Here is a 23653-nt window from a genome sequence, read left to right on the forward strand (position 1 = left end):
GCACTAAATTGTAGGCCGAATGTTAGTCCAGGTCGTCGGCAGCAAAGTTGTCGATCGGGGCGAAGGGATCGGCCACGGGGACAACCGGGTCAGCGACGGGCAGCGGCTCGGCGGGAACAGTCACTGCAGGAGAAGCGGCAGAACCGACCGGTGTGGAGGCCATGAGGTCGGCCGGGAAGGAGTTCTGGGCATCGTCCATGAAGTGCTGGATGAGCTTAAGATACTCGGCCTTGAACTCCTCACGGGAAGCCTTGAGACGATCGATCTCCTCGAGCTCGGCCTGCTTCTCGGTCAGAGCCTGGCGGATAACCTCGCGGGCCTTGGCGTCAGCCTCATTGCGGATACGCTCAGCGTTCTCGTTGGCATCGTTAACGATGGTCTCAGCGGTCTGCTGGGCAGCGATCAGGGCAGCGGAAATCTGGCGCTCCTGAGCGGAGAAGTCAGGGGCGGGAGCAGCCACGGGGGCGGCAGGAACGGCCTGGGCGGTGGCATCCTGAGCCTGGGCAAGCTGAGCCTGCGCATCGGCAAGCTGCTGCTCGGTAGCAGTCAGACGACCCTTAAGGTCGACGATCTTAGCGAGCATAGCGTCGACCTCGGAGGACAGCGTCTCCAAGAAGACGTCGACCTCAGCAGGATCGTAGCCACGCTTGGCCTCAGAGAAAGTCTGAGCCTGGATGTCTGCAGGGGTAATAGCCATAACAAGTCTCCTTTTTCATCGCCTCGGCGCTACACGCCCGACGTAAGTTACTAAGTCAGTTCTACACGAGTATACCTATAAGAAGCTGCAGAACCAGCCTCTGCACCAACTGCAACGCAATAATCGCAACGACCGGCGAAAAATCGATACCGCCCATCGGCGGGATGAAACGACGGAACAGGTTGAGCCACGGACCGCACACGCTATCAAGCACCGCGGCAATATCCTGAAGCAAACCACCCTGCTTCATGGGAATCCACGTCATAAAGCAGTAGACGACAATGAGCGTGGAATAGAAGTTGAACAGCGTGTTGACCAGCTGGACGACAGTGTAGATGTTGATGGGAATCTCCTCGTCTTGTCTTTACTTAAGGTAGCCGTCGGCACGAAGCTTCTTGAGATCGGAATCTTTGACCTCGCAACCGGCGGGCAGCACCATGAACACGCGGTCGCCCACCTCCTTGACCGTGGCACCCAGACCGCAGGCAAAGCCGTAAGAGAAGTCCAAGACGCGCTTGGCAACTTCGGTGCGTACGCCCACAAAAATCAGTGCGACAGGCTGCTTGGTGCGAACGCGGCGCACCACGGTCTCCACGTCGTCATAGCTCTCGGGGCGCAGGACATAGGCCGGCAGCTGCGGTGTGGCGTTGATGATATTGCTCGCATAGGCCGAGGCATCGCTCGGTGCAGGCGCGGGCGCAGCGGCGGCACGGGCGCGGGTGTTCTCGGCGTAGCTCGACGGCGTGTCATAGGCACCAGGACGATAACCGCTCGCAACACTGTCCTGCGAGCGCGAAGGCGGGTTATACGTCGTGGCATGGCGAGAGTCATCGCCGACCAGCTGTCCGGAGCGTGTATACACGGCAACCGACTCAGCTTCACCACGGCGCGTCTGACCAAGCAGGCCGTTGCTCGGCTCGTCTTGGGTGTAGAAGCCCTCGCCCGAAGCACCGCTGTAGCCGTTGCCCTGATAGCCATCGTCATAGCCATCATCGTAGCCGTAGTCGTCGTCCTGGCCATAACCCTGGTCGTAACCCTGCTGGCCGCCCAGGTGCATCTTATTTTTAATCTCGTCAAGGAAGCCCATGGTTGTGTCCTCTCGCGGTTTAGTGCAGGCGCCCCGATAATCAGTGCGCACTTCAGAGCCTTATTTTACTGCAAACTCCGGGCTAAATACTACCCTGCCCAGGCGAACGAGCGTAGAGCCCTCCTCAAGGGCAGGCTCAAAGTCCTCGCTCATACCGCAGGAAAGCTCAGGCAGGTTCAAATCGGGATGCGCCGCCTCCAGCTCATCCCTCAGCTCACGAAGCCCCGCAAAGGTGCGGCGTGCCACATCCTTATTCCCCCGGGGCGCCATAGTCATAAGCCCCTGTACGCAAATTCCCTCAAGTTCCGCAAGCTCACCCGCGGCGGCGCGAATCTCATCGGGCGAAAAGCCTCCCTTCGACTCCTCACCACTCACATTGACCTCAATGAGCACACGCTGGGGGCCGGCGAGCTCGCCTGCCTCAATCTTGCGGACAGCACGGCTCGAGATCGCCTGCGCCAGATGCAGCGAACCCACCGAGTGAATCAGCTCGGCTGAGCCCAGCACCGCATTGATCTTATTGGTCTGCAGGTTGCCGATCATATCGAAGCGCACCTCGGGCAGCTCCGGATGCTCCGCCAGACCCGTGAGCTTGCGAACCAGCTCCTGCAGGCGATTCTCGGCAAAATGGCGATACCCCGCCTGGATGGCGGCAACGGTCTCATCGACACCAACGGTCTTGGACACGGCAATGAGGCGCGCGGCGTCGTGGGGACGGCCTGCGCGATCGAGCGCCGCATAAAAACGTTCCAGAATCTGCTCGCGGCGAGCGCGCATCAAGTCCAAATAGTTATCCATTGCTAATCGCCTCCGCTGACAGCCAAACAAGTAGTCCCATGCTAACGCAAGAGCGCGGCCCCGCATGTGCAAGGCCGCGCTCACTTAGGTATTTACAATCTTTCGACGAACGGGGTTGCTTACTCCTCGTCGTCCTCGCCATCGTCCTCATCCTCAAGATGATCGAGCAGGTAGCGAAGACCCTCGCTGACCTCGTTAGCGGGCACCTTGGCAACGTAGCGAGCGTCGACGGCGGGCCTCATGATAACACCCTCGCCCGAAGGCACGCGCATGCTCTCGAGCTCATCCTCATCAGTGCGGGCGATATCGCCGGCATTCATGCGCTGACCAGCCAACAGGAAGGTCAGACGGCAGGCGGCATCGATGGAAATCGAGGCGATGCGATCGAGGTAGCGCGAAACCATGATGGCGCGGCGCAGGTCGTCATAGTTGCTGTCGTCGTCCATAAAGTCGCCCGCATCCATACGGTTAAAGGTGCGGAAGAACTTCTCGTAGGCGGCGTGCACTGGCTCGTCCTCGACGGCCAAGTTGCAAATGATGGACATGTCATTGGTGACGAGCGCAGAAAGCGAAGAGCCCAGCACCTGGTAGACGGCCTCAGCCTCGGCCTCGACCGTGCCGACAAGCTCCTTGGGCAGCGAGATGTCAGCCTTGATCATATGACGCGTGGCGCGGCAGATCTGACGGACCTTATCGGTCATGCGCTGCAGGTTAAAGTCGACGTAGATGATCGTCTGAAGCAGGCGGAAGTCGGAGGCGACCGGTGACTGCGTGGCGATCAGGTTGTAGCAGACGGCCTCCAGGTTGGCGCAGCGCGCGTCAATCGAAAGCGTGCGCTTCTTGGTCTTGGTGGCGAGCTTGCGGTCGTCGGTCACATAGGCCTTCACGGCATCGTGGAGGGCCAGATCGACGGCCTCATAGATGCTCAGCATCTCGTGACGGGCCTCGACGAGCTGACGGGAAAACAGTTTGCGCATGGTTCACTCCAATCAGTTGGGTGCGGTCATGCCGCCCGCACAGTAAATACACACCGGACCAGGTCCGATCAGCTTGGGACTAGTCGCACCGATCAGCCAAAGCGGCCGGTGATATAGTCTTCCGTCCGCGAGTCCACCGGACTGGTGAAGATCGCGTCGGTTTGACCATACTCGATGAGCGTGGCGGGCTCGCCGGCAACTTCCTGCAAGAAGAATGCGGTGTAGTCGCTAATACGAGCTGCCTGCTGCATTGAATGCGTGACGATGATGATCGTCATCTCGGGCGCCAGCTCGGCCATCAGATCCTCGACCTTAGAGACAGACGTGGGGTCGATGGCGGAGCAGGGCTCGTCCATCAGAAGGACATCGGGTTGCACCGCAAGCACGCGCGCGATGCACAGACGCTGCTGCTGACCGCCCGAGAGCGCCAAACCATCCTTGTTGAGCTGATTGGATACCTCTTTCCAGAGGTTGGCGCGCTTGAGCGATTCTTCCACGATGTCATCGAGGTCACTTTTGCTAGTCACGCCCTGCAGACGAGGGCCAAAGGCGACATTCTCGTAGATGGATTTAGGAAACGGGTTTGGCTGCTGAAAGATCATGCCCACGCGACGACGGAGATCGACCGGGTCGACACCCTCGGCATAGATATCGTTGCCGTCGAGCGTCATGGTGCCCTCGACGCGCGTGCCCTCGATCAGGTCATTCATGCGGTTGATGCAGCGCAAAAACGTCGACTTACCGCAGCCCGAAGGGCCAATGAAGGAGGTGATGGCGTTTTTGGCGATGTTGAGGTCAAGCCCCGTCAGCGCATGAAAGTCACCGTACCAAAAGTTGAAATCCTTGGCCGTAATGGCCGCTTGCTCCAGCGTGGGAGCGGACTGATAAACGGACATGGGACTCCTTAACTAGCGACGCCTGCGCGACAGGAAGCGCGCAAACAGGTTGAAGGCCAGAATGATCACCATCAGCAAGAGCGCGGTGCCGTAGGCTGCGTTCATGTTGATGCCGTCGTTGGCAAGCAGGTACAGGTGAACCGTCATGGGGCGGCCGGAATCGAGCGGCGAAATAGGTAGATTGATGGCCTGGCCCATGGTGTAGAGCACCACCGCGGTCTCGCCGATGGCACGGCCGATGGCAAGGACGATACCGGTGGCGATGCGACCAAAGGCAGAAGGAAGCACGATCTTGGAGACAACCTGCCACTTGGTAGCGCCCAGGCCGTACGCGCCCCAACGGATATAGCGCGGAACGGCGCGAATGGCCTCTTCGGTGGTGCGCATGACGATGGGAAGCATCAAGAGCGCGAGTGCCAGAGCGGCCGAGACCATCGAAAGGCCCAGGCCCATGGCCTCGACAAACAAGGCGTAGCCAAACAGACCCATAACGATGGAGGGCACCGAGGCCAAAGCGTCGGCAGCGTAGCGAATGAGCTCGACGACCTTGCCCTGCTTGGCGTACTCGGCCAGATAGACGGCTGCCAGCACAGCGATCGGCGTGCAGATAAGCATGGCGAGCGCCGTCACATAGACGGTCGAGACGATCGTGGGCCAAATTCCGCCCTCGGCGTTGACGCCCTGGGGCCAACCGAAGATAAAGTCGAGCGAGATATGTGGCAGGCCGTTAATGACCACGTAGGCGATGATAGCGACCAGCACCAGCGTGGTGATGTAGGCAGCGGCACGAAACACGCCAAGCATGATCTTGTTGGACAGGTCTTTGTTGATGCGGCCCTTCTTGCCGTGGGAAAGGGCACGCTTAATGCGCTCGCGCGACGAGGTCGTATCGACCGTCGTGTCAACGAAATCGGACATAGCCTACCCCCTCTTCTTCTTGGAAATCAGACGGACAATGCCCACCAGCGCGGCGGAGATGATAAACAGGACCACGCCCATGCCAAAGAGCGCCGAGCGGTGCAAGCCCGAGGAGTAGCTCATGTCGAGCGCAATCTGGCTCGTGAGCGTCGAGATGGGGCTCGCGATGCTATCGGGAATGACCGGAGCATTGCCCACGACCATGAGCACGGCCATAGTCTCGCCGATGGCGCGCCCCATGCCCAAAACGATGGCGTCCACAATACCCAGCTTCGCGGCAGGTAGCACGACCTTATAGATGGTCTGCCACTTGGTGGCGCCCATGGCATACGATGCCTCGCGAATGCCCATGGGAATGGAATTGAGAGCATCGATGGTGAGCGTGGTGATGGTAGGGACGATCATGATGGCGAGCACAAACCACGCCGTCAGCGCACCAAAACCAAGGCCGCCGGTCAGTTGTGCGATAAACGGGCGGATGATGATCATGCCAAAGAAGCCGTAGATGATGGAGGGTATGCCCGCCAGCAGGTCAACGGCGGGGCTGATGAGCTTGCGCACGCGCTTGCTGGCAATCTCGACCAGGTAAACGGCCGTACCCACGCCCAGCGGCACGCCCATGGCGAGCGCACCGACGGTCACCAGACCCGAGCCGGCAAGCAGCGACAAGATGCCGTAGTGGCCCTCGGAAGGCGCCCACGTAAAGCTAAAGAAGTCCGCCAGACCGATGTCAGTAAAGACGGGCAGCGCCGAGTACGTGGTAAAGACAAAAATCAGGATGACGGTAACGACCGCCAAGAACGCGCAGGCAAAGAAGATCCACTGCAGCGCCTTCTCCTTGATATAGGTACTGCGCGATACGAGCGCCAGCTCGCGCTTCTTGGGCGTCTGAACATTCTGCTCAGTCTGGGAGTTTTCCTGTGCTTCCATGCTACTCACTCCCCTTCTCGTCGTTGGTGACGGGAATAAAGCCCGCCTCGCGAATCTGCTTGTCCATCTTTTCGGACGTCACATAGTCGATATAATCCTGCGCCTGCTGCGAAGGCGCACCCTTCACAAAGAAGTAAAGGTCGCGTGAGATGGGATAGCCGCCGCTCGCGACCGTCTTCTCGGACGCCTCAACATGATTGACCGAGACGGCCTTGACCGAGGTCTTGGCGTTGAGGCTATCGACGAAGCCCAGCGAAATGTAGCCAATGGCACCGCGCGAACGAGATACCACGTCGCGCACCTGGCCCGTGCCCGAAAGAACGGCCGAGCGGCGATCGAACGGGGTGCCGTCCATCACGATGGTGCGGAAGGCCTCACGCGTGCCGGACGCCTCATCTCGATTGATGACCTGGATCCTCAGGTCCTCGCCACCGACTTCTTTCCAGTTGGTGATCTTGCCGGCGTAAATATCGCGGAGCTGCTCGGTCGAGAGGTTATCGACCGGGTTATCGTCGTTCACGATGACCGCGATACCGTCGTGGGCAATGACGATGGGAGTCAGGCCCAGATCCTGTTCGTCGGCATTGAGTCCACGGGAGGAGCTGGCGATATCGGCTGTGCCGGCGCTGACGGCCTCGATGCCAGCGGAAGAACCCAAACCGGAAACGAGCACGTCGATGCCGGTCTCCTCCTTAAAGCCCTCGGCCGCAATCTCGGCGATAGGAAGGCAGGTCGTGGAGCCGGCGACGGTAATGGAAGAGGTAGAAGATCCCGAAGAACAGGCGCACAGCGTAAGCGTAAGCACAGCGGCGCTCAGGACCGATACGATCTTTCTCATAGCATCACGCCGATCGCAGCATGGCGCCCACAGGTGCCGTCCTCGTTACGGTAGGAATAAAAGCGGTCGTTCTGACGCACAGTCGAAAGCTGGGTATCCACGATATTATCCGCGTCGACACCGACATCTACCAGCGCCTCGCGAATGGCAGCGGAAAGATCGAGCATGTGAGAGGCACTCGCATCGATGCAAGAGAACTCGGCGGCAAAGCGATCCATGAGTTCCTGGGATACCTCATATTCGTCACCCAAGATATGGGGGCCGATATAGGCGGAAACGTTGCTCGCATCGCAGCCGGCAGCATCGCAAAGCGCCTGGCACGCCTTGGCAGAAATACGTGCAATCGTGCCCTTCCAACCGGAGTGCACCACGGCAAATCCGCCAGGGGCCACCAGCACCACGGGAACGCAGTCGGCAAAGCAGAGCAGCACGGGCACGTTATGCGCCGTGCAGACGATGGCATCACAGCCCTCGGCAATCTGCTCGCGAACGTCCTCAAGGTCATCGGCGCCGTTCGAGGTCACCGCAACGATATGATCACCATGGACCTGATTGGGAACGAGCAGGTTGTGTTCGCACTCGGCGGCACCCATAGCCTCGAGCGCACGACGACGATTTTCTTGAACAGCAAAGGGGTCATCGCCAACATGCGAGCCCAAGTTGAGTGAGGAGTACGCATCTTCGGAAACGCCACCGGCGCGCTCGGTGAAGGCAAAGCGAACATCGGATGTCGCGCCCTCCACCAACGTAACTCCATCATGGTCGACACGCGAAACTTTGTCCGCACGTGCTGCCATACTAAAGCCTCCTAATAACACAAGTACCGCGGCATCGCCGCTACAGCCCGCGTTTATACGGCTGTCATACTTCTCTAAAAGGATACCTGCTGCGCTGGAGGCAATCGTAAAGGGAACGTAAAGAGATTGGAGGTTCTAGTTTACAAAGTCGAAATAAAAAGGGCGCGTCCATACGGACACGCCCCTGTGCACAACAATGCAAAGAACGACTTAGAAGCTACCGCGCTTCAGGAAGTCGGGAAGCTCGAACTGATCGTTGCCGAAGTTAGGAAGCTCGGTGCCACCGACGTTGCGGGTCGGAGCGGCCTGAGCCGGGCTCGTGGCAGGAGCGGTGCGCTGCGGCTCAGCGGAGGCAGCGGCCTTGCTCTGAGACTGCTGAGCAGCAAAGAGCTCGTCCTGACGGTTGACGTTGGAGTCGGAGAAGCCCGTAGCGATGACGGTGATACGCACCTGATCGCCCAGGGACTCGTCGACAACGGTACCGAAGATGATGTTGGCCTCGGGGTCGACGGCGTTGGCGACAACGTCGGCGGCGTCGCTAATCTCCTGGATGCCCAGGTCCTTGGAACCGGCGATGGAGAGCAGCACGCGCGTGGCGCCATCGATGGAGCTCTCGAGCAGCGGGCTGGAGATGGCCTGCTGGGCAGCGTCGACGGCACGGGTATCCCCAGAAGAGGTACCGATACCCATCATGGCGGTACCGGCCTGCTTCATGATGGTCTTAACATCGGCGAAGTCCAAGTTGATGATACCGGGGACGGTGATGAGGTCGGTGATGCCCTGGGTGCCCTGGGAAAGGACGCCATCGGCAATCGCGAAGGCCTCGAGCATGGTGGTCTTCTTCTCGGCGATGTCGAGCAGCTTATCGTTGGGGATGACGATCATGGTATCGACGCAATCGGAGAGGGTCTTGATGCCCTCCTCGGCGCTCTTCTTGCGCTTGCGGCCCTCGAAGGTGAAGGGCTTGGTCACGACGGCGACGGTCAGTGCGCCGACCTCGTTCATCGCGATATCGGCAACGATAGGAGCAGCGCCGGTACCGGTGCCACCGCCCTCGCCGCAGGTGATGAACACCATATCGGCGCCAGCGAGCGCCTCGGCAATGTCGTCGCGGGACTCATCGGCAGCCTTGCGGCCAACCTCGGGGTTGGCGCCGGCGCCCAGGCCGCGGGTAAGGTCGGTGCCGATGTGCACCTTGATATCGGCATCAGAGATCGCGAGTGCCTGAGCATCGGTGTTGATGGCAACAAACTCGACGCCGCGGATGCCCTCTTCGATCATTCGATTGACCGCGTTGGTACCGCCGCCGCCGACGCCGACCACCTTAATGACGGCAAGGTAGTTGTTGATCTCTGTCTCGTGCATGTCGGTCCTCCGAACAAAGGTTATAGCCATAGCATGGGTCGACCCCTGCGCACATTAACCTTCAGGTTGAAAGTAAATGCAAAGGTAAACCGTATTATGGTTGCACATTATGAACGTATCAGTCAAATAATTGACCGTGAAAACCAAACAAACCAGATAAACGGCGTGGTATGGCCCCTCAACAAAGCATCAACCAGCGCTACGAGGTCGGAGCATTCCTAAATGTGTAGTTACCCGGAGAGCGCACATTGATATACGTTACGCCCTCTACCTGCGAAAGCAACTTGGTGACTACGCGTTCCTTCTTGACGATATCGTCCGAATCGCCCAGCGACACTTCAATGCCGTTATTGAGGTTTGCCGAGATGGCTTCGACCGAAGGCGTGGAAATATCCTTGACTTGTCCCAAGAACTCGCTCGAAAAACCACGCACATAATCCAACCCAGCCTTAACGGCCTTGGAGCTCACTGCCTGGCCGGAAACCGGAGCGACATCCGCCGAGACATCAGTCAACAACACCGCGCCATAGTGCTTAGCGAGCGCAAGTGCGGCATCAATGCCGGTCAGGGTATTTGAGCCCTGCCCTGTCGTGATGACGTTGCCCTGGTCGTCAACTTCGACCGACGTCGACAGCGGGGCGATCCAGGTGTCATCATCCCCGATGGCCCAGGCAAGGTCATCGGAGCTGATATAGGCAATTGCGATGACCTTGCGCTCCATCGGCGTAATGATGAGCGTATGCGGGAACTGACGCTGGACATCCACGCCCGAGACCCACGGGTTCTGCTTGAGATCCTCGGTAATCTGGTCGGGATCGACGTTAAAAAGCGACGTTCCCTCGGGCAAATCGATCAGCTGGATAGCATCGTGCTTCGTCACATGCTCGCTGCCTTGAATCTGAATATCAGTGGCGGTAAACAATCCAGAGTTGATCACCACGACGGCAACGACGACGAGCACGGCCAAGGCGGCCAGAACTCCGCCCACGATTTTGCCTTTGCCTGCAACGACAGAAGCGGCGTCTGATGTTTTATTTGCCATCGCCCCAAGTGAAGACAACGGGTTTACGCCTTTTTTACTCAAAGGCTTCTTGGCGGTAGGCGGCACCGATGTCAGCGAGCGCGGTTTCGATGCGCCCAGTGTGCGACCTGGACGCGCCGCTTTAGTTCCCGTCGAGGGCTTAGGAGTTGCCATGGGGCGGGCAGGCTTGGCGCCCATAACAGGCTTTGACGTCACCGAGGGACGCGAGGACTTTTTTGCAGCCGGACGATTACCGAGCTGCGAGCCGACGACCGGACGACTGGTCTGTCGAGCATGCCCGACAGGCTTAGAGTGCGCGACGGTATTGCGTTGAGGTTTGGCAGGCGCGCCGGAACGCCCTCCGGCGCGGCGGAAGGTGGGTTTCGATGCTCTAGAAGCCGAGGAATTTAACTTCCGGTCTGAGCTCGATGCCATACGCCTCCCTCACCTTTCCGTGCACATGTCTGATAACCGCGGCAACGTCATCGGCCGAGGCAGTTCCGTTATTAACGATAAAATTAGCGTGAACGGGCGAAACTTCCGCGCCGCCAATCGAAAAACCCTTTAATCCACAATCCTCGATAAGCTTGCCCACACTCGCATCGGGCGGGTTACGAAAGACCGACCCGCAGGATGCGCGACCCATGGGCTGCGTACGCTTGCGCCTCGTCAGGTACCGTTCCATGCGCTCGCGAATGTCGGCCTTGGGCGCCGGTTTAAGCTTGAGCACGCACTCGAGGATGATCTCATTGCGGGGAAGGCTACATTCGCGGTAGCCCCAAGTGATCTCGGACCCCGCATAATGCTTGATACCGGATGCCGGGTCAAACGTTACGACATCCTCAACCAGCGAGCCAATCCACTCGGTCCGTGTGCCGGCATTCATAGATATCGCACCGCCAACCGAGCCAGGGATGCCAACGGCAAACTCAAGGCCCGAGAGGCTACGCGACAGGGCATCGTTGACCAGGCGCGCAAACATCACGCCCGCACCGACCGTCAGCGTACAACCGTCATCGGCAACAACCGTGCGCTGAAACTCACGTCCGAGCGAAATGACGGCGCCGCGATAACCGCCATCGGCAACCAGCAGATTGGAGCCCTTGCCGATGATGACCCACGGCACCTGCTCGCGATCGAGCACCGCCACGGTGCGGCGGAGGGCATGATAGCTATGGCACGTCACAAAGAGGTCGGCCTTGCCGCCGATACGATAGCTCGTATGACGCGCAAGGCGCTCGTCCTCAATCACATCCGTGTCGATCATGCCCGAGAGCGCCATGACGGCGTTAAACAGACCCATTAGACTTAAGCGTCTTTCTTGGCAGTCAGATACTCAATGAACTCGGGACCGACGGTCGTAACGTCACCGGCACCCATAGTGAGCAGCAGGTCGCCCTCGCCCACCATCTGCTCGAGCTCCTGATTAAGCTCAAGACGGCTGGAACAGTACACGACCTCCTTGCCAGGATGCTTGGCGCGCACGGTATCGGCGAGCATCTTAGAGGTAACACCCGGAATGGGCATCTCGCCAGCCGAGAACACATCAATCAGCAGCAGTTTATCGGCATTGGCAAATGCATCGGCAAAGTCGTCGCACAGGGCCTGCAGGCGCGAATAGCGGTGCGGCTGGAACACGACGTCGACGTGCTTGTAGCCCAGCGACGAAGCAGCAGCAAGCGTCGCCTTGATCTCGGTGGGGTGATGGCCGTAATCATCGACCACGGTGATGCCATCGATATCGCCCACGTGGGTAAAGCGACGGCGGACGCCCTCAAAGCTCGAGAGCGCCTTGGCGGCGGCGTCGATGTCAAGGCCCAGGACATGGGCGACGGTGAGCACCGCCGTGGCGTTGAGCATGTTGTGGCGACCGGGATTGCTCTTGATCTCCACAGCGTGTTCAGTGCCGTCCTCAAAGCGAACGATAAAGTCGCTCTGGATGCCCTTGACATCCGGGTGCATGCAGACGATGTCGTTGCTCTCGGCAAAGCCGTAGGAAAGCACGTGACGACCCGTCGACTTGGCGAGCTCGACCAGATGCGGGTCCTCACCGCAGACGATGACGGTGCCGTCCTCGCCCACCAGGCTCATGAATTTGGCGAAAGTCGCCTCGATCTCCTCGATACCCGAGTAGTGATCGAGGTGGTCGGCTTCGACGTTGGTCACAATGACTACGTTGGGGTTCAGGAACAGGAAGGAGCTATCGGACTCGTCGGCTTCGGCGACAAAGTAGTCGCCCGAGCCGTTCTTGCCGTTCGTGTCATAGCCCTCGACGATGCCACCGATCAGGAAGCTCGGATCCAGACCCATGCGGTCGAGCATGGTGGCGCACATCGAAGACGTGGTGGTCTTGCCATGCGTGCCGGCAACAGCGACGGTGGTGTAGCCGTGGCCCAAAGCAGAGAGCATCTTGGCACGGGGCCACACGGGAATACCAAGCTCGCGAGCGCGCACGAGTTCAGGGTTGGACTCCGGAATAGCGGTGGAGACAACAACCACGTCGGGCTTGACCTCGTCGATCGTGGCGGCCTCATGGCCCACATGCACCTTCACACCAGCGCGGGTAAGCTGGCGGATATAACGTGACGTCTTAAGGTCGGAGCCGGTAACGGCATAACCGCGCTCGTGAAGAACGAGGGCGACGCCGCTCATGCCGGCGCCGCCGATACCGATAAAGTGGGCGCTCTTAAACTCGGGCGCGGAGGTTGCAGTCTGGGAATCAGCCATGTGCTCGTGTACTCCTTGCGTAAACACTGCCTGTAACCCGTTAACTGTACCGCACCTACCGCATCAGCGCGAGGGCGACCGACGATATCCCGTCTAACTAACGCAAACCCTCTACCGCATCCGCCAGAAGAGCGGCGGCCCTATCCTGAGCCAGACCACGCGCCGCCTGACGCATGGCGTCGCGCGCCGCCGCGTCATCGACCAGGTGCAGCAGCTCATCGGCAAAGGCAGAACCGTCGATATCGGCATCGGCGCAGAGCACGCCGGCCCCGGCGTCGACCAGATAACGAGCATTGGTGGTTTGGTGGTCGGCTGTCGCATGCGGATACGGCACGAGCACCGAAGGCACGGCGAGCGCAGCGATCTCGGCCACGCTCGATGCGCCCGAACGCGAGAGCACCAAATCGGCAGCAGCCAGCATATCGCCCATGTTGTCGATGTAAGGCTGGACGCGGTAACGCTTCGCCTCCTCGGGCGTCAGCGCCAAAGCGCGCTCGGTCTCCTCAAAGCCGTCGGCACCCGTCGAATGCAACACATAGAGATTTTTGCGCGAAAGCAGCTCGTTTTTGAGCGAAGCCACGCGCTCGTTGAGGTGCTGGGCGCCAAGTGAACCGCCAAAGACGAGCAGCAGCGTAGCGTCCTCGGGAACGCCAAGTGCCTTGCGGCCGCGAGCGCGATCTCCCTCGATCACCGAGCGACGTACGGGATTGCCGGTCATGAGCACGTGGTCAGGGTCACCTTCGTGCTCAAAGACCGAGCGCGCTGCCGGCACCGAGATGCACACGCGGGCGGCGTGGGAGTTCATCATCTTGTTGGCCAGGCCCGGAACAGAGTTCTGCTCATGCAGCAGATACGGAACGCCCGCGCCCTTACACCACCCCAGCAGCGGAACCTCGACATAGGCACCAAAACCAATGGCGGCATCGGGCTTGCCAACCTTTGAGAAATGACTGGCGAGCGCACGTTTGGCCTTGTTGACACGCCACAGCGAGGTCAGCGCCGTCCAAGGACGGGAGCGGTCGAAGCCCGTGACCGTAATGGGCACAAAATCAAACCCAGCCTCGGGGACCAGACGACCCTCGAGCTTGCGCGACTGGCCCACGAACACAACGTGGTGACCACGGTCACGCAGCTCTTCGGCCAAGGCGAGCGCGGGGTTGATGTGTCCTGCCGTGCCGCCGGCTGCAATAGCAACGGTCATTTTATCGGTCATGGTAGTCCCTTCGTACACGCGGTCCCTGGTCGTCGGTGCGCAGACGCGCCGACGGGTCCGAGTTCAAATCGATTCGATTATATCCGCCGCCCGCGTTGCGAGGGCTGGGGCGCTGCGGACGGCCTTGCGGAGCCGTTCGCGAGCGTGGACGAGCTGCCGGCTCGGATGCAGAACCATCCAGAACGGTAAAGCCGCTACGCGAAGGTCGTTCACCGCGCACATGGGCTACGCCGGCGGTGCTCTCATCCATAACGGCAAAGCTCTCACGGCGGCGGTCATACTCATCGCGGCGGGCGCTCTCGTACGAAACGCGCAGGATCAACCCGGCAAGCATAAGCGACACAATAATCGACGAACCGCCGTAGCTAATAAACGGCAACGGTTTGCCCGTCATGGGAAATACGTTGAGGATGCCCAGCGCGTTAATCAAAAACTGCACCGCGAGAATGACTGCGGAGCCAGACGCCATGAGCGCGCCCCGACGATCGGTCGCCTGCTCGGCAATGCGAAACGCCGAGTAGATCAGCATCGCAAACACCAAGAAGAACAGTACGGTTCCGACAAAACCGACTTCCTCGCCAATGATGGCCAAGATGTAGTCGTTGTGTGCCTCGGGCAGATACGAGTACTTCATGGTTGAGTTGCCGATGCCACGGCCGAACAGACCGCCCGAGGCAAAGGCCATGATGGCAAGCGTGGCCTGATAGCCGTCACCATACTCGTCGGCCCAAGGGTTCAAGGCAACCTGAATACGCACCATACGGTACGGCTCTGCGACAAGCGCAATCACGATCACGAGAATGCCGAAGATTAGCACGCCGATGATAAATCTGGGGTCGAGACCCGCAAACAACGCCATGCACATGAGGGTCAACAGGATGATCAGGACAGTACCGAAATCGGGCTGGATAAAGATCAGAAAGAGCGAAATGCCAAGGTAGATGCCCATCTTGCGAAGGAATTCGTTGATGTTGCCACCGGGCGAAAAGAAGCGATCAAGCATGATGGCCGAATACGCAATGGCAAATGGCTTTAAAAACTCGGAAGGCTGGAACTGAATACCGGCGATGTTGAGCCAGCGCGTGGCGCCGCGGCTGCCGCTGCCCACCAAGAACACCAGAAGCAGTAGCCCTATCATGCCGATAAGAAAGATCCTGAGCACATCCTCCCCAAACCAGCTGTCCGGCAAAACGCGCACGATGGCAATCAGCGCCAGAACACCGACCACGGCAAACGCGGCCTGTCGACCCAGAAAAAACGTCGCCGAGCCATTCTCGTGCAGCGCCTCGACCGAAGACGCCGAGTACACCATCAGCAGGCCAAAGCATACCAAGGTAAACAAGCAGGCCATGAATATCAAACGGGGGCGCATGATACGGGCGGGAACGCCGGCAATATAGCGTTCGCTAAACGACTGCCCGCCGCGGCCGGAACGCGGTGTGGTGCGACGTAAGGAAGCACGGTCCGAGTCGGGCCTCCTCATACCTTGTCGGGGGCTCTCCTCTCTCACCGCAACCCCTATTCCATTTGTGATTTCGCCGCAGCGGCAAGCTGAGCCACGTAGTCCTTAAACACGCGGCCGCGCTCCTCATAGCCCGAGAACTCATCGAACGAAGAGCAGGCAGGTGAAAGTAAGATCACGTCGCCACGGCTCGACAACGAACGGGCAACGTCCACGGCGTCGCGTAGGTCATCCGCCTGGGCGATATCCACATCGCCATCGACATCGGCCTCGTCCATAGCGGCGGTGAAGCGCTCGCGCGCATCGCCAAAGCAGACGACCGAGCGCACGTTGTCCATAACGACGCGCGCGAAGTCCGTGAGCGGCGTGCCCTTATCGTGGCCGCCGAGCAGCAAGATCACGTCGTCATCGGGAAATGCCGTCAGTGCCTTCTCGACCGCATCGGTGTTGGTCGCCTTGGAATCGTTGACGTAACGCACGCCGTCAATCTCGCCACACGGCTCCACGCGGTGCTCGAGCGGCTGGAACGAGGCAAGACCGCGGCAGACACCATCGACATCGGCACCGACAGCCAAGGCAGCCGTGGCAGCGCACAGGGCATTGATAACATTGTGATGGCCCGAGATCTTGAGCTCGGATGTAGCGATGAGCGGGGTCTCGACACCCTTCAGACGCACGATCATCTTGCCGTCGCGCACAAAGGCGGCATCCTCGCCCTCAGGCTCGTCAAAGGCAACCTTGCAGATGCGACGACCCGGCGTATAGATGTACTCATCGAACTCGTGAATGCCGGCGTCTTCGACGTCGACAACCACCAGATCGTCATCGACCATATTGTCAAACAGTTTGATCTTGGCAAGTGCATAGTTCTTATGGCTCTTATGCCAGCCCAAGTGGTCGGGAGTGATGTTGAGCAGCACCGCCACGCGGGGGTGGAGCTCGGTTGTCGTAGCAATCTGATAGCTCGAGAGCTCAGCCACAAACCACTCGTTGTGGGCTCGGCCGTCAATCTCGTTGACCGGCGGCTCGCCGATGTTGCCGACAGCAACGCTGGCCTCGCCGGCAGCCTTAAGCAGATAATCAGTCAGCGACGTGGTGGTCGTCTTGCCGTTGGTGCCCGTGATGGCAATCCAGTTATCGGGCGACAGGCGATAGGCAAACTCGGGCTCACCCATAATCTGGGCGGCACGCTCGCGCCCGGCCTTAAAGAAGCCCGAGAACTCCGAGATGCCCGGGCACGTCACGCATACGTCATAGGCGCCCTCGACCTGTTCGGTCCCATAGACAAACGACGCACCAGCAGCCTCGAGCGCACGCGTGGCGTCATTGGGCTCAGAGGTGCCACCGCCATACACGGTAACGGCACTTACGCGCTCGGGATGTGCCAGCGCCCAGCGGGCGACATCGAGACCGGATTTGCCCTGACCCAAAACGAGCAGGCTAAAGACATCAGCAAGAGGCATGAAAGACCACTATCCCAACTGGAAGAACAGGGCAAGGCCAACGGCACCAAAGGCAGCAGCGATAATCCAAAAACGGATGACGACCTTGGTCTCCGCCCAGCCCTTCTTTTCGAAATGATGATGGATGGGCGCCATAAGGAAGACGCGCTTGTGCGTAAAGTGGAAGTAGACAACCTGAATCATGACCGACAGGGTCTCAACGATAAACAGGCCGCCGATGATGAGGGAGACGACCTCGGTGTTGGTCATGATGGACGTGCAGGCAAACGCGGCGCCCAGGGCAAGCGAGCCGGTATCGCCCATAAAGATGCTCGCCGGATAGCAGTTGAACCACAGAAAGCCCAAGCAGGCACCGGCACACGCGGTGCAGAAGATGGACAGGTTCACGTCTCCGTGCAAAAACGCCATGGCAGCCATGGCGAGCATGGCAATCATGGAGGTGCCGCCAGCAAGACCGTCAAGGCCATCGGTCAGGTTCACGGCATTAGAAAGACCGGCGATCATCAGCCAGCAAAAGACAATGTAGAGCCACGGGAACGAAAGGCCGCAGATGGTGGTCGAAAGCACGCCAAGGTCAATCGTCAGGCCGCCGGGAAAACGAATCTCGGGGGCGACGCCGCACCAGTTGACGGCAAGTACCGTAAAGGTGACACAGATAATGGTTAGGCCGATCATCTTGGCATGAGGCGTCAGACCGAGCGAGCGCCCATGCGTAACGGAGGTCAGGTCGTCGATCAGGCCCAGCACGCCGGTCGCCAGCGTGGCGAGCAGCACGAGCACGAGCTCGGTGGTGAGCTTGCCCATCAGCAGGCAGGTCAGCGAAATCGCGACGAGAATGACAACGCCACCCATGGTGGGCGTTCCCTGCTTAACCAAATGACGCTTGGGGCCGTCGGCACGAACCTGCTGGCCGATACCCTCGACCTTGAGCAGCTTGATCCACCACGGCATGAGCAGCAGCGCAATGGCAGCGGCGATGCCAAGCCCCAAAAAAGCCTGATACGTTGGATACGAGGGATTGCCGAACATGGGCTAGCACACACCTTCCACAAAGCGGTCGAGCTCAACAAAGCGGGAACCCTTGACCAGTACAACATCATGTTTTTCAAGCGCGCCGCCCATGCGGTCGAGCACCTGCTGATAATCGGAGAACACCTGGATGCGGTCCTCGTCCATACCCATCATGCGCGCGGCATCGGCCATAAGCTGGGCCAGCTCACCGCCCACGCACGCCAGCATGTCGAGCTTCTTGGCGGCGGCATAGGCGCCCACGAGCTCATGCATGCGAGGAGCCTCATCGCCCATCTCGCCCATCTCGCCCAGGATCGCCATGCGAGACCCCGTGCACGAAAGCGAGCACAGTAGATCGAGACCAGCAGCCATGGATTCGGCGCTGGCGTTATAGGAATCGTCAATGACGCGGGCACCGCTCTTGGCGCGCTTGATCTCCTGGCGGTGACCGGTGATCGTGAGGCCTCTAAAGGCAGCATCGATCTGCTCGGGCGTCACGCCCAGGCGATAGGCAACTGCGGCGGCCTTAACGGCATTTGGGACGGACTGCACGCCGGGGATGGCAAGCATGGTATCGGTCGTCTCACCCTGGCCAAAATCGAGCGTAAAGACCGGACGGCCCTCGTCATCAACACGAATGTCGCGGGCACGGACCTCATCATCGTCCGAGACGCCGGCCAGCATCACATCGATACCAGCAGGCTGGGCGAACGTATCGCGAATGAACGGCGTAAAGTCGTCCTCACCGCCCAAAACCAGCAGCGGCAAGAAGTCGCCGGCGGCGCGCATACCCTGGACAATCTCGGCCTTAGCGCGGGCGATGTTCTCGCGGCTGCCCAAAATGCCGATGTGAGAGGTGCCGATCTTGCTCACGATGGCAAAGTTGGGATTGGCGGACTGGGAAAGGCGCTCGATCTCGTGGAAATGGTTCATGCCCATCTCGAGCACCAGGACCTCGGTATCGGCCGGGGCGGAAAGCACCGTGAGCGGCATGCCGATCAGGTTATTGAAATTGCCCTTGGTGGCCCAGACACGATAGCGCTTGGCGAGCACGGCGGCGAGCACGTCCTTGGTCGTCGTCTTGCCGATGGAACCGGTAATGCCAACGACCAGGCAGCCAAGCTCCAGGCGATACGCGTGCGCCAAACGCAGCAGAAACTCCTCGGGATCATCGGTCAGCAGGATGGCGCATCCTTTGTCCTGCGCCAGCGAGACCAGCTCGGCCTCGGGCTCACGCGTCATCACGACGGCGCCGGCACCCGACTGGACGGCACGGGAAGCAAAATCATTGCCGTCGACGTTTTCACCGGGAAAGGCGACGAAAATCGTCCCTTCCTCGACCTGGCGCGAGTCGATAACGCACCCGCGGCATACCCGATCGGCTTCTCCCGTCACGGTTCGGGCCCCTGTTGCGGCCGCGAGGTTGTTGACGGCGATCTCTATCATTGCAGCTCCCCTGTAAACCTAATAATGCTATCGGCGTATTGTATCCCAGCGCCGCACATGCGTGGTGCAGGGCATGTGAACACCCTCATATGGGACAACAAACCACGCCCCAAAGATTGTAACCCCCTACTTCGTGTGCGGGATACCCAGCACGTCGAGCGCGTTGGCCATAATGGACTGGAACGGCACCGCAGCGGCATCTGAGCCGCTCGGCGTTCCGTCGAGCGTGATATAGCACAGCACCTTGGGCGATTGTGCCGGTGCAAAGCCCATAAAGGACGACATGTAGTTCTCCTTGAGGTAGCCGCCGTTCTCGTCGGCACGTTCGGCCGTACCGGTCTTACCCGCCACGTCATAGCCGTCAACCGCGCCGCCAACGCCCGTTCCCTCGGACACGACCGTCTGCATGCACGATGTCACCTGGGATGCGGCGTCCTCCGAAATCGCGCGCTCGCCTTCGCCCCAGTCCTTCTCGTCGCCTTTGCTGGACTTATAGAAGTGCGGTGTCATCATCACGCCGCCGTTGGCGATGCCGCCCACGGCACGTGCGATCTCAATCGGCGAGACGGACAGTGCCTGTCCAAAGCTCATCGAGCCCAGCGTGGCGCCGTCATACTGGTCACGCTCCTTGACGATACCCAGGCTCTCTCCCGGAAAATCGACACCCGAGCTGTGACCGATGCCCCACTTGTCCACATAGGCGGCAAAGTCGTCGGCACCGATCTTGCGCCCCACTAGGACAAAGCCCACGTTGGACGAACGGCGCATCATCTCGCGCACATCCATGGTCATGGCATAGTCGCGCTTGTCGGCATCGGTGACGGTATCGTCGCCCACCTTGATGCTCGCCGGCACCTCAAACGACGTACTCGATCGCACGACGCCCAAGTCGAAGCCGGCGCCCGCCACGAGCGTCTTAAAGACCGAGCCGGGCTCGTAGGCGTCGGTGACCAGGCGCAGATTCATATCCTCGGTCTTGGCATTCTCCAGATCGGTCTGGTCGTAGGTCGGGTACGAGCAGGCTGCCAAAATCTCGCCTGTCGTAGGATCGGTGACCAGCGCCGAGCCGTTCTTGGCCTTAGTCTTCTCAACTGCCTCTGCCAGGGCATCCTCGGCCGCACGCTGGATATTGACGTCGAGCGTCGTCACGATATCAACGCCGTCGACCGCAGCCACCTTTTTATAGGCACCGCCCGCGATATAGCTGCCGTCCCTCGCGCGCTCGCGTACGAGAGAACCGTTCGTGCCGGTCAGAAGCTTGTTGTATTGCTTTTCGAGACCCGTCAAGCCATCGTTGTCTACATTCACTACACCCAGCACCTGCGATGCCAGATTGCCGTATGGATATACGCGCTTCATGGCCTGCTCAAAAAGCACGCCGGGCAGGTTCTTCTTCTCCAGCGCCGCAACATCGTCTTCGTCCACCTGGCGCTTGATATACACCCAGGTTCCATCGGACTCAACGAGCTTGCGGCAGGTCTTTTTATCGATTCCAGTTGCCTTGACCAGCGCCGACACCGTCTTGTCAACATCCTCGACAAGCTGCGGGTTCACGGCGATGTTGCGACATTCGACCGACGACGCCAACACGTTGCCGTTGCGGTCGTAGATGGTGCCGCGTTTGGCATAGAGGGTCTGCGCAAGCAGGCGGCGCGCATCGGCACGCTCGCGCAGTTTATCGGCTTCGACAATTTGATAGTCGGCAAGGCGAAAGACGCCCAAGCCCAAGCCAAGCCCGATGAAGCCCATGACGGCTTTGCGGCGAGGCAGAGGTGCGCCTGTGAGCCATTCGGTCGACGAACTCTTGCGCGACCTGGTGTTATGCACTTGAGGGCCGCCCGAGCCGCGAAGTCGCGACGCCGGGTCGTTGCCACGGGACTGCCCGGCGTTGTAAGATTGCCGACCCGTTCCTTGATAACCAGAACGTCCCCGCGACGAGGGACGTCCAGAACCGCGGCCCCCATCGGAACCGCGGCGATAGTCATTTGTCATACTCAGCTACCGTCTTGCTACTGAGCGGTCGCGGTCGCGTTGGCGCCCGCGGCTGCATCCTGCGAAAAGTCAAGTGTAACGCTCTCGCTGGGCTCCACCATGCCATAAGCGCCCGCAAGGTCGCGAATGCGCGTGTCGGCGCCATAGACCGAATGCATGACCTCCAGGTCGGAGCTCTCATCGGTCGCCTTTTCGAGCGTGTTGGTAAGCTCGGCGTTGCTGTTGAGCACCTGGGCCGTAACGCCGGCGAGCGCCACGCGGGCGACGCCGATCGTCATGAAGATAGCCGCAATGATGCAAAACGTTTTAAGAACGCTCATGAAAACCGGGCTTACCGCCTGGTTTGCCTGACGGCCCGCGCCCGTGTAGACATCAAAGCGCGGCGCGCGCTGCTCACGGGGAGCAACGGGGGCCTGCGGCGTCTCACGATAGGCGGGCATGGCGTTCATATCATAGGCGAGTGCTGCGCTTGAAGTGTTGTAGCCCATGATATGCCGCCTCCCATCCCGAGTACGTTGGTAGTGTGTTTAAGCTTCGTTTATGGTGCGAGCGGGAGGTCCAATATCGCGCGGTCGCGCCTACAGACGCTGCGCCACGCGGATTTTGGCTGATCTCGCCCGAGGGTTGCGCTCAACCTCATCAGGCTGGGCAACCAAGGGTTTGCGGGTGATGACCTTGAGTATCGGCACGTTGCCGCACACGCACACCGGAATCTCCGGCGGACACGTGCACCCCTGGCTCATCTCCTTAAAGTGGTTCTTTACGATACGGTCCTCGAGCGAGTGATACGAGATGACGCAGATACGTCCGCCCGGGTTGAGCCACCTGGTGGCGGCATCAAGCCCTCGTTCGAGCACATCGAGCTCGTGATTGACCTCGATGCGAATGGCCTGGAAACTTTTCTTGGCCGGGTGTCCGCCATGCCGACGAGCGGCAGCCGGGATACCCGCCTTGATGATCTCGACAAATTGGCCGGTGGTTTCGATCGGTTCTTGCTCGCGGCGGCGCACGATCTCGCGCGCGATCTGCGAGGCGAACTTCTCTTCGCCGTAGACGCGTAGAATCCGGGCGAGATCGTGTTCGTTATAGGTGTTGATGACCTCAGCTGCGTTTAAGGTGTTATTACCCGGATCCATCCGCATGTCCAATGGGGCGTCCTCGTTATACGAAAAGCCCCTGCCAGGGATATCGAGTTGCGGTGACGAAACGCCCAAATCGAACAGGAAGCCATCGACCCCGGGCACCTCGGCCGAGCAAAGTAGCTCGTCCAAGTCGCCGAAGTTGCCCTTCAGCAGCTGGTGCGGAACGCCGGGAACCTCGCGGTCCAGACGGGCGCCAGCGGCCTCGAGGGCCATGTCGTCCTGATCGACGCCGAGCAAAAGGCCCGTCTCCCCCACCTGCGCGGCCATCTTTACCGAATGGCCGGCACCGCCAAGGGTGCAATCGCAGACAACGGAGCCGCTCTTTAGCCGCAGCGACTCAAGCACTTCGCCGAGCATGACAGGTTCATGCCGATATTCTTGTGTCAAGATCCCACGCTCCATCCGTTACCCGTGCCTTGCCCTTACGAGAAGAAGAGGTCCAGCAGGGCCTCATCGTCATCGTCCTCATCGGCCGCGGCGCGATCCCAAACCTCAAGGTGGTCGTAGTTGCCCACAACCGTGACCTCGCGGTCGAGGTTCGCCTGCTTGCGGAGAGACTCGGAAAGACCGATACGACCGGCACTGTCCACATCCATCGACGTGGTGCGCTTGTTGATCGCCCTCATGAGCTTCTGGTCATTAATGTCACGCGGGTTAAAACCCTCGTGGCCCTCACGACCCGCGAAGAGTCCTTCGACCCACTTATCGAAGGCCTCGGCAGAGAACACGTACAGAGCATCGACATCCAGGGCTTTGAACACGCGAACGTGCTCTCCAAGCTCCTCGCGAAGGGGTGCAGGCAGGGACAGACGACCTTTTGCATCGAGATTGCGCTCGTATGCACCAGTCATTCCCATGTGCGCCCTCCCCTCG

The 23653-nt window shown here is 59.9% G+C and carries 23 protein-coding genes; all 23 read right to left on the reverse strand.

Going from position 1 to position 23653, the window contains the following annotated elements:
* Positions 1–22: 22 nt before the first annotated feature.
* Positions 23–697, reverse strand: coding sequence for a DivIVA domain-containing protein (locus tag AAAX75_RS00535; RefSeq protein ID WP_006234242.1), 675 nt, complete (start codon positions 695–697; stop codon positions 23–25).
* Positions 698–758: 61 nt separating this feature from the next.
* The gene (locus tag AAAX75_RS00540) at positions 759–1046 is read right to left on the reverse strand and encodes a YggT family protein (protein ID WP_328517311.1); all 288 of its coding nucleotides are present in this window, start codon (positions 1044–1046) and stop codon (positions 759–761) included.
* A gap of 15 nt (positions 1047–1061) precedes the next feature.
* Positions 1062–1784, reverse strand: a complete 723-nt coding sequence (locus AAAX75_RS00545; RefSeq protein WP_022094497.1) for a cell division protein SepF — start codon at positions 1782–1784, stop codon at positions 1062–1064.
* Positions 1785–1844: 60 nt separating this feature from the next.
* On the reverse strand, positions 1845–2582 hold the full coding sequence (locus AAAX75_RS00550) for a YggS family pyridoxal phosphate-dependent enzyme (RefSeq protein WP_349090781.1): 738 nt from the start codon (positions 2580–2582) through the stop codon (positions 1845–1847).
* 119 nt (positions 2583–2701) lie between these two features.
* Complete coding sequence (locus AAAX75_RS00555) at positions 2702–3559, reverse strand: PhoU domain-containing protein (protein ID WP_349090782.1); 858 nt, start codon at positions 3557–3559, stop codon at positions 2702–2704.
* Between the two features lie 92 nt (positions 3560–3651).
* Positions 3652–4455, reverse strand: a complete 804-nt coding sequence (pstB, locus tag AAAX75_RS00560) for a phosphate ABC transporter ATP-binding protein PstB (RefSeq protein WP_089571588.1) — start codon at positions 4453–4455, stop codon at positions 3652–3654.
* A 12-nt stretch (positions 4456–4467) separates the two neighbouring features.
* Positions 4468–5373 (reverse strand): phosphate ABC transporter permease PstA, encoded by a 906-nt coding sequence (gene pstA / locus AAAX75_RS00565; protein ID WP_347478310.1) that lies wholly within the window; start codon positions 5371–5373, stop codon positions 4468–4470.
* A 3-nt stretch (positions 5374–5376) separates the two neighbouring features.
* Positions 5377–6303, reverse strand: coding sequence for a phosphate ABC transporter permease subunit PstC (pstC, locus tag AAAX75_RS00570; protein ID WP_349090783.1), 927 nt, complete (start codon positions 6301–6303; stop codon positions 5377–5379).
* Between the two features lies 1 nt (position 6304).
* Positions 6305–7141, reverse strand: a complete 837-nt coding sequence (locus AAAX75_RS00575) for a phosphate ABC transporter substrate-binding protein (RefSeq protein WP_055251678.1) — start codon at positions 7139–7141, stop codon at positions 6305–6307.
* The gene (locus tag AAAX75_RS00580) at positions 7138–7938 is read right to left on the reverse strand and encodes a polyphenol oxidase family protein (protein ID WP_347478308.1); all 801 of its coding nucleotides are present in this window, start codon (positions 7936–7938) and stop codon (positions 7138–7140) included. Before AAAX75_RS00580 ends, AAAX75_RS00575 begins: the two co-directional genes overlap by 4 nt.
* 210 nt (positions 7939–8148) lie before the next feature.
* Positions 8149–9303, reverse strand: a complete 1155-nt coding sequence (gene ftsZ / locus AAAX75_RS00585) for a cell division protein FtsZ (protein WP_022094491.1) — start codon at positions 9301–9303, stop codon at positions 8149–8151.
* Positions 9304–9502: 199 nt separating this feature from the next.
* Positions 9503–10291, reverse strand: coding sequence for an FtsQ-type POTRA domain-containing protein (locus AAAX75_RS00590; protein WP_347478307.1), 789 nt, complete (start codon positions 10289–10291; stop codon positions 9503–9505).
* Positions 10292–10715: 424 nt separating this feature from the next.
* A complete protein-coding gene (gene murB / locus AAAX75_RS00595) occupies positions 10716–11627 on the reverse strand; it encodes a UDP-N-acetylmuramate dehydrogenase (RefSeq protein ID WP_349090784.1) in 912 nt (303 codons plus the stop codon).
* Positions 11628–11632: 5 nt separating this feature from the next.
* Complete coding sequence (gene murC / locus AAAX75_RS00600; RefSeq protein ID WP_349090785.1) at positions 11633–13051, reverse strand: UDP-N-acetylmuramate--L-alanine ligase; 1419 nt, start codon at positions 13049–13051, stop codon at positions 11633–11635.
* A 97-nt stretch (positions 13052–13148) separates the two neighbouring features.
* Positions 13149–14264, reverse strand: a complete 1116-nt coding sequence (gene murG / locus AAAX75_RS00605) for an undecaprenyldiphospho-muramoylpentapeptide beta-N-acetylglucosaminyltransferase (protein ID WP_349090786.1) — start codon at positions 14262–14264, stop codon at positions 13149–13151.
* The gene (gene ftsW, locus AAAX75_RS00610; RefSeq protein ID WP_349090787.1) at positions 14254–15747 is read right to left on the reverse strand and encodes a putative lipid II flippase FtsW; all 1494 of its coding nucleotides are present in this window, start codon (positions 15745–15747) and stop codon (positions 14254–14256) included. Before ftsW ends, murG begins: the two co-directional genes overlap by 11 nt.
* A 35-nt stretch (positions 15748–15782) precedes the next feature.
* Complete coding sequence (gene murD, locus AAAX75_RS00615; RefSeq protein ID WP_227790117.1) at positions 15783–17189, reverse strand: UDP-N-acetylmuramoyl-L-alanine--D-glutamate ligase; 1407 nt, start codon at positions 17187–17189, stop codon at positions 15783–15785.
* 9 nt (positions 17190–17198) lie between these two features.
* Positions 17199–18218 (reverse strand): phospho-N-acetylmuramoyl-pentapeptide-transferase, encoded by a 1020-nt coding sequence (mraY, locus tag AAAX75_RS00620; RefSeq protein ID WP_006234262.1) that lies wholly within the window; start codon positions 18216–18218, stop codon positions 17199–17201.
* 3 nt (positions 18219–18221) lie between these two features.
* Positions 18222–19646, reverse strand: coding sequence for a UDP-N-acetylmuramoyl-tripeptide--D-alanyl-D-alanine ligase (gene murF / locus AAAX75_RS00625; protein WP_227790116.1), 1425 nt, complete (start codon positions 19644–19646; stop codon positions 18222–18224).
* Positions 19647–19772: 126 nt separating this feature from the next.
* Positions 19773–21473 carry a penicillin-binding protein 2 gene (locus AAAX75_RS00630; protein WP_306421710.1) on the reverse strand — a complete coding sequence of 567 codons (1701 nt, stop codon included), beginning with the start codon at positions 21471–21473 and terminating at the stop codon, positions 19773–19775.
* 182 nt (positions 21474–21655) lie between these two features.
* Complete coding sequence (locus tag AAAX75_RS00635) at positions 21656–22126, reverse strand: hypothetical protein (RefSeq protein WP_152067760.1); 471 nt, start codon at positions 22124–22126, stop codon at positions 21656–21658.
* A gap of 90 nt (positions 22127–22216) precedes the next feature.
* Entirely contained in the window at positions 22217–23182 is a 966-nt protein-coding gene (rsmH, locus tag AAAX75_RS00640) for a 16S rRNA (cytosine(1402)-N(4))-methyltransferase RsmH (RefSeq protein WP_006234266.1), read from the reverse strand.
* Positions 23183–23202: 20 nt separating this feature from the next.
* Positions 23203–23637 carry a division/cell wall cluster transcriptional repressor MraZ gene (locus AAAX75_RS00645; protein ID WP_006234269.1) on the reverse strand — a complete coding sequence of 145 codons (435 nt, stop codon included), beginning with the start codon at positions 23635–23637 and terminating at the stop codon, positions 23203–23205.
* Positions 23638–23653: the final 16 nt, after the last annotated feature.

The sequence above is a fragment of the Collinsella sp. CLA-ER-H7 genome, assembly GCF_040092345.1.
Taxonomy (GTDB): domain Bacteria; phylum Actinomycetota; class Coriobacteriia; order Coriobacteriales; family Coriobacteriaceae; genus Collinsella.

What these genes read in the sequence shown, in the direction of transcription:
- AAAX75_RS00635 (WP_152067760.1), bottom strand. Translation starts at nt 22,126, where the DNA reads ATGGGCTACAACACTTCAAGCGCAGCACTCGCCTATGATATGAACGCC.
- pstA (WP_347478310.1), bottom strand. Translation starts at nt 5,373, where the DNA reads ATGTCCGATTTCGTTGACACGACGGTCGATACGACCTCGTCGCGCGAG.
- pstB (WP_089571588.1), bottom strand. Translation starts at nt 4,455, where the DNA reads ATGTCCGTTTATCAGTCCGCTCCCACGCTGGAGCAAGCGGCCATTACG.
- mraY (WP_006234262.1), bottom strand. Translation starts at nt 18,218, where the DNA reads ATGTTCGGCAATCCCTCGTATCCAACGTATCAGGCTTTTTTGGGGCTT.
- murC (WP_349090785.1), bottom strand. Translation starts at nt 13,051, where the DNA reads ATGGCTGATTCCCAGACTGCAACCTCCGCGCCCGAGTTTAAGAGCGCC.
- murD (WP_227790117.1), bottom strand. Translation starts at nt 17,189, where the DNA reads ATGCCTCTTGCTGATGTCTTTAGCCTGCTCGTTTTGGGTCAGGGCAAA.
- AAAX75_RS00535 (WP_006234242.1), bottom strand. Translation starts at nt 697, where the DNA reads ATGGCTATTACCCCTGCAGACATCCAGGCTCAGACTTTCTCTGAGGCC.
- murG (WP_349090786.1), bottom strand. Translation starts at nt 14,264, where the DNA reads ATGACCGATAAAATGACCGTTGCTATTGCAGCCGGCGGCACGGCAGGA.
- ftsZ (WP_022094491.1), bottom strand. Translation starts at nt 9,303, where the DNA reads ATGCACGAGACAGAGATCAACAACTACCTTGCCGTCATTAAGGTGGTC.
- AAAX75_RS00575 (WP_055251678.1), bottom strand. Translation starts at nt 7,141, where the DNA reads ATGAGAAAGATCGTATCGGTCCTGAGCGCCGCTGTGCTTACGCTTACG.
- AAAX75_RS00545 (WP_022094497.1), bottom strand. Translation starts at nt 1,784, where the DNA reads ATGGGCTTCCTTGACGAGATTAAAAATAAGATGCACCTGGGCGGCCAG.
- AAAX75_RS00645 (WP_006234269.1), bottom strand. Translation starts at nt 23,637, where the DNA reads ATGGGAATGACTGGTGCATACGAGCGCAATCTCGATGCAAAAGGTCGT.
- murF (WP_227790116.1), bottom strand. Translation starts at nt 19,646, where the DNA reads ATGATAGAGATCGCCGTCAACAACCTCGCGGCCGCAACAGGGGCCCGA.
- AAAX75_RS00580 (WP_347478308.1), bottom strand. Translation starts at nt 7,938, where the DNA reads ATGGCAGCACGTGCGGACAAAGTTTCGCGTGTCGACCATGATGGAGTT.
- murB (WP_349090784.1), bottom strand. Translation starts at nt 11,627, where the DNA reads ATGGGTCTGTTTAACGCCGTCATGGCGCTCTCGGGCATGATCGACACG.
- AAAX75_RS00550 (WP_349090781.1), bottom strand. Translation starts at nt 2,582, where the DNA reads ATGGATAACTATTTGGACTTGATGCGCGCTCGCCGCGAGCAGATTCTG.
- AAAX75_RS00555 (WP_349090782.1), bottom strand. Translation starts at nt 3,559, where the DNA reads ATGCGCAAACTGTTTTCCCGTCAGCTCGTCGAGGCCCGTCACGAGATG.
- pstC (WP_349090783.1), bottom strand. Translation starts at nt 6,303, where the DNA reads ATGGAAGCACAGGAAAACTCCCAGACTGAGCAGAATGTTCAGACGCCC.
- ftsW (WP_349090787.1), bottom strand. Translation starts at nt 15,747, where the DNA reads ATGAGGAGGCCCGACTCGGACCGTGCTTCCTTACGTCGCACCACACCG.
- rsmH (WP_006234266.1), bottom strand. Translation starts at nt 23,182, where the DNA reads ATGGAGCGTGGGATCTTGACACAAGAATATCGGCATGAACCTGTCATG.